This window comes from Sedimentitalea todarodis, from assembly GCF_032595355.1.
GTDB lineage: Bacteria > Pseudomonadota > Alphaproteobacteria > Rhodobacterales > Rhodobacteraceae > Sedimentitalea > Sedimentitalea todarodis.
Map to the genome: position 1 here is coordinate 1 of NZ_JASMWN010000064.1, position 3,814 is coordinate 3,814.

Annotated in this window: 6 protein-coding genes and 2 pseudogenes; 6 read left to right on the plus strand and 2 right to left on the minus strand. The window is 55.2% G+C overall.

Translation table 11 applies throughout. The features are described 5' to 3' along the window. Positions 1-105: 105 nt before the first annotated feature. Positions 106-240, plus strand: a pseudogene (locus tag QO231_RS25805) (IS3 family transposase); the annotation flags it as partial. A 9-nt stretch (positions 241-249) separates the two neighbouring features. On the opposite strand, the gene QO231_RS25810 reads toward QO231_RS25805, so the two are convergent. Continuing rightward, on the minus strand, positions 250-675 hold the full coding sequence (locus QO231_RS25810) for a hypothetical protein (RefSeq protein WP_316783100.1): 426 nt from the start codon (positions 673-675) through the stop codon (positions 250-252). 232 nt (positions 676-907) lie between these two features. Between QO231_RS25810 and QO231_RS25815 the strand changes: the two genes are divergently transcribed. From QO231_RS25815 to QO231_RS25835, 5 genes and pseudogenes are all read left to right on the plus strand, one after another. After that, positions 908-1,186 carry a CopG family ribbon-helix-helix protein gene (locus QO231_RS25815; RefSeq protein ID WP_316783103.1) on the plus strand — a complete coding sequence of 93 codons (279 nt, stop codon included), beginning with the start codon at positions 908-910 and terminating at the stop codon, positions 1,184-1,186. After that, positions 1,174-1,473 carry a type II toxin-antitoxin system RelE/ParE family toxin gene (locus QO231_RS25820; protein ID WP_316783106.1) on the plus strand — a complete coding sequence of 100 codons (300 nt, stop codon included), beginning with the start codon at positions 1,174-1,176 and terminating at the stop codon, positions 1,471-1,473. The genes QO231_RS25815 and QO231_RS25820 overlap by 13 nt, the downstream gene beginning before the upstream one ends. An 11-nt stretch (positions 1,474-1,484) precedes the next feature. Continuing rightward, positions 1,485-2,147 carry a hypothetical protein gene (locus tag QO231_RS25825; protein ID WP_316783109.1) on the plus strand — a complete coding sequence of 221 codons (663 nt, stop codon included), beginning with the start codon at positions 1,485-1,487 and terminating at the stop codon, positions 2,145-2,147. Between the two features lie 128 nt (positions 2,148-2,275). Beyond that, entirely contained in the window at positions 2,276-2,725 is a 450-nt protein-coding gene (gene tnpA, locus QO231_RS25830; RefSeq protein ID WP_316783112.1) for an IS66-like element accessory protein TnpA, read from the plus strand. After that, a pseudogene (locus QO231_RS25835) lies at positions 2,726-2,977 on the plus strand (transposase); the annotation flags it as partial. Positions 2,978-3,141: 164 nt separating this feature from the next. Here QO231_RS25835 and QO231_RS25840 read toward each other — a convergent pair. Then, positions 3,142-3,345 carry a hypothetical protein gene (locus QO231_RS25840; RefSeq protein WP_316783115.1) on the minus strand — a complete coding sequence of 68 codons (204 nt, stop codon included), beginning with the start codon at positions 3,343-3,345 and terminating at the stop codon, positions 3,142-3,144. Positions 3,346-3,814: the final 469 nt, after the last annotated feature.

The following is a 3,814-nucleotide window of genomic DNA, read 5'->3' on the forward strand; positions in this document are numbered from 1 at the left end:
CTGGCCGTCGATCATGCAGAGCCTGTTCCAGAGCATCCGTTGCCCGGCAGGGTATTGCGCAGCAATACCTGAGAGGGGAGAACAAAGTCTGTCTTGGCGGGCCGCGAGACCCGCCAGCCCAAGGCTGCAATCTTCGAATACATTGAGGTCTTCTACAACCGCCAGCGCCGTCATTCGGGGATCGGATACAAAACACCGCAACAAGCGTTCAATGATATGATTTGGAAAATGGCCTCGTAGTGTCAATAATCAAACTGTCCGGAAATAGGGACGAAGTTCAGACGGGTCTTTCAGCGCAAGGCCGGCACTGATGCAGAAGCCCATACGGACGGCGAGAAAGTTCAGGTCGTCCTTCATCTGCTTGAGGCCCCCACCGACAGCGGGCGTGTAGAAGACAGTCCGATTGCGCGCAGCCAGAGCGTAGATGCGCGCGTCGGAGGGATCGCGCGGGCCCCATTCAAGGAGGAACGGCTCGATGCGGTGCCAATTAGCGATGCCGAAACCCTGCCAGATAGCGGTGCCGGTCACAGCTTTCAGGCGTAGCGCACGACGAAGTGCGCGCCAGAACGTTCTTGCCGGGACGTGGATCGAGCCATTCCGTTCTTGGGGTTGCATCGGCAGACTAAGCTGAGTGCGGATCAGACATTGGAAGGCTCCCCCGCGAAAACCCATCATGCGGCGATCAATGTATCGACCGCGAAGACGACCCTGCTCTCAACTGACGTTCCGACGGCGCGCGCGCCGCTTCCTACGTTATTCACCCAGGCAAAGGGATATCACTCCGGACGTTAAGCGGTCGGAGCAAAAAAATGCTTGCAATACTGTCTGCGATTAGACGACCCCAGATAAGCTCTGGTAATGATTTTACTCTACAGGTATTATAAAGTGATACCAGTGGAGAAAAGCCATGCCAACACCCATTGCAGTCAAACTGGACGCAGACGTCCACAGCCGCGTGAAAGTTCTCGCCGAAGCGCGGGACAGATCCCCGCATTGGATGATGCGCGAGGCGATTGCCCAATATGTCGAGCGTGAGGAAAAGCGCGAAGCGTTCCGCCAGGACGGTATCCGCGCCTGGAACGCCTATCAGGAGACCGGGCTGCACGTGACACATACCGAGGCGGATGCTTGGCTGGCCCGGCTTGCCGCTGGTGACGATCAGGAGCCGCCTGAGTGCCACAACTGATCTGGTCGCCGGAGGCGCTGGCAGATGTGCAACGCCTCTATCGTTTCCTCGCCGAGAAGAATCTTGATGCTGCCAGACGTGCAGCAAGTGCGATCCGTGACGGGATGCAAATTATTGCAGACCACCCCGATGCCGGCCGCCCCGTTGATGACATGGACCCAGAGTTTCAGGAATGGCCGATCAGCTTTGGCGCCAGCGGATATGTAGCGCTCTACCGTTTGCAGCAAGACGTGGCTTTGGTTGTCGCTGTACGGCACCAAAAAGAGGCTGGCTATCAACCTTTGTAGGCAGATTTTCCATGCGGGTATATTCAATTCTTTTCTGGATGACGGCAGCGGCAACCGTGTGGTGGTGCGGCATGGCCTTCATAAATGGCGTCGTTATTGGGCACTATCACCGGATGGCGGTCCTCGGCGATCGCCTGCATGTTGTTCGGACGGGTTCAATCAGTATCCCAATTTTAGTCTCGCTCACAATGTTGGCCCTTTGGATGTGGCGTCGCCCGCTATCCCCACGCATTTACGTCCTTGGAATCATCACATTGGGCTTTGCAGCCGCGTTGCCGTTTTTGCCACGGTTGGAGAGTGGCTATGAGCAGACATATTGGCTGGGCGAGCAAAGACACAGCATCCCTTGGGTGTATGCCCCCTTCAATGGCCAATCTCAGCCAGGTGGAACTTACTTCCATGTTCGAGTTAGGGATATGGAACTAACGCCCTATTATCTAGGTTTTGGTGCCAATATCACCATCGGTAAGTCTTCTGGCTCTGATTATGGAAAGGGTGGAGTCGCTCCTAAAAATGACTGTGAATCCAATCACTACAACCTCAAGTGTACGTGGAAAAATGGCGACTACGCCTATGCCCTGTCGGTCGAGGCGGACAAGTCTCCAGAAGACCCCCAAGCATTTTTTCGACCTATAGAAAAACTGCTAGATAGCTTTGAAACTGATATTCCCTAGCGCGCTTTGATCCGGGTTAACCAAAGATACAGAAGTCTCAAACGTATGCGTCCGGTCTGACTGCCCTGTCGCAGCGATAGAGTGAGTGACAGTGTCCATTCTTGATAATGGACATCTTGAGGCTCGTGATGGCGGGAACGAAGGGTCAAAAGAAGCGGTTCTGGTCGGATGACGAGAAGCGTTCGATTTGCGCACAGACGCTGACACCGGGGGTCTCTGTCGCTCAGGTCGCCCTTCGGTATGCGATGAATGCAAATCTGATCTTTACGTGGCTGCGGGACCCGCGTTTTACGCCCGACCAGAATAATGCGGTAGTTTCTGAAGAAGCGTCCAATTTTCTGTCCGTCGAGATTGAGGGCACAGCGCTCTCTCCTGAGGTATGTAATACGCCAATGTCGTCGGGCCTGGCAGACGCGGTGTCAATTGCCCGCTTTGATATCACCTTGTCGGACGGTAGACGCCTTCTCGTAGAAGGACCGACGGCGTTGTCATCTGTCGCGGGGCTGTTGCAGGGCTTTGTTGCAGGGATCGCCCCACCGCTGATATCGTTGCGGTTTGTACCCTTCAGGATGTTGTGAATGCCGCACAAGTTCAACGCCGATCGTCGTGACAAGATCCCAAAGCAAAGGCATCGGGTGACCAACCGGGCTGAATACAACGAAGGCCTGCGGCGACGCGGCGATCTGACTGTCTGGATCAGCGAGGACGCGCTTGCCTTGTGGTCGGCCCCACGCCGAACCACGCGCGGCGGACAGCCGCACTACTCTGATCTGGCGATTGAGATGTGCCTGACGCTGGGCCTAGTCTTCAAGCAGCCGCTGCGTCAAACATGGGCGACTGAAATCAGCGCGTGCCTTGCGGGCGATCTGTTTCAGTACAGCCTGATGTTGGACGACGTTGCAGCCATGGCAATTAGGTGCGTGCCCATTCAACACCCGCAGATGCACAGAGGAATCGCGCCGAAATTTAGCAACTCCGGCGCGAGGGTTTGCTTTTAGTCGGGGAGTTTGTTTGATGCCATCTTTGCGAGTGACGCCACGATGTCAGCGTCCGCAGGGTCGGCACTGTTGACGGTAATAACATTGAAACGCAGTCCGTTAAGTTGCAAGCCGTTGAGTTGCAAGCCGTTGGTCGTTTCAGTTGCCGTGGCCGTCGTTGCTGTTGCCAGTAGGACCGCTGTAAGTGTCAGGTATTTCATGTAAATTCCTTCGTTTTTGCTATTCCAGATACGTACGACTACGACGCTTTGGCGTCCAAAATTATTCAACTGAGGCGGACATTTTTTCATTGAACTAGGTCTGGTTTCGAAGGCTTTTCGCCATGCTGGCCATGTCGTTTACTGTTCACGGTGCAATGATGACATGGGCAGCGCCGCTGCTGCGCCAGCTAACCATCTGACAGCCGGTGATGTCCCGTCGGGCTGGAGCTTTTTTTGTTGGATTGTCCGAAGCCATGAGACACAAGGCGATCACGGTTCCTTGCGCATCTGAATAAATCAATTGTGCCACCGTTTTGCCGGCAGCGGCCGGCAGTCGCGTTCCTTGACTGCGCGTTTCGCGTGATCGCGGGCACTGATTTCATTTGATCGTGGGCACGGATTTCACGGGAAGCCGGGCACGTATTTCACACGAACGTGGGCATTGATTTCGCGGGATCATGGGCAGACC

Excerpts from the sequence above, each read along its gene's own strand:
- QO231_RS25825 (WP_316783109.1), top strand. The coding sequence starts at position 1,485 with ATGCGGGTATATTCAATTCTTTTCTGGATGACGGCAGCGGCAACCGTG.
- QO231_RS25810 (WP_316783100.1), bottom strand. The coding sequence starts at position 675 with ATGATGGGTTTTCGCGGGGGAGCCTTCCAATGTCTGATCCGCACTCAG.
- QO231_RS25815 (WP_316783103.1), top strand. The coding sequence starts at position 908 with ATGCCAACACCCATTGCAGTCAAACTGGACGCAGACGTCCACAGCCGC.
- QO231_RS25840 (WP_316783115.1), bottom strand. The coding sequence starts at position 3,345 with ATGAAATACCTGACACTTACAGCGGTCCTACTGGCAACAGCAACGACG.
- tnpA (WP_316783112.1), top strand. The coding sequence starts at position 2,276 with ATGGCGGGAACGAAGGGTCAAAAGAAGCGGTTCTGGTCGGATGACGAG.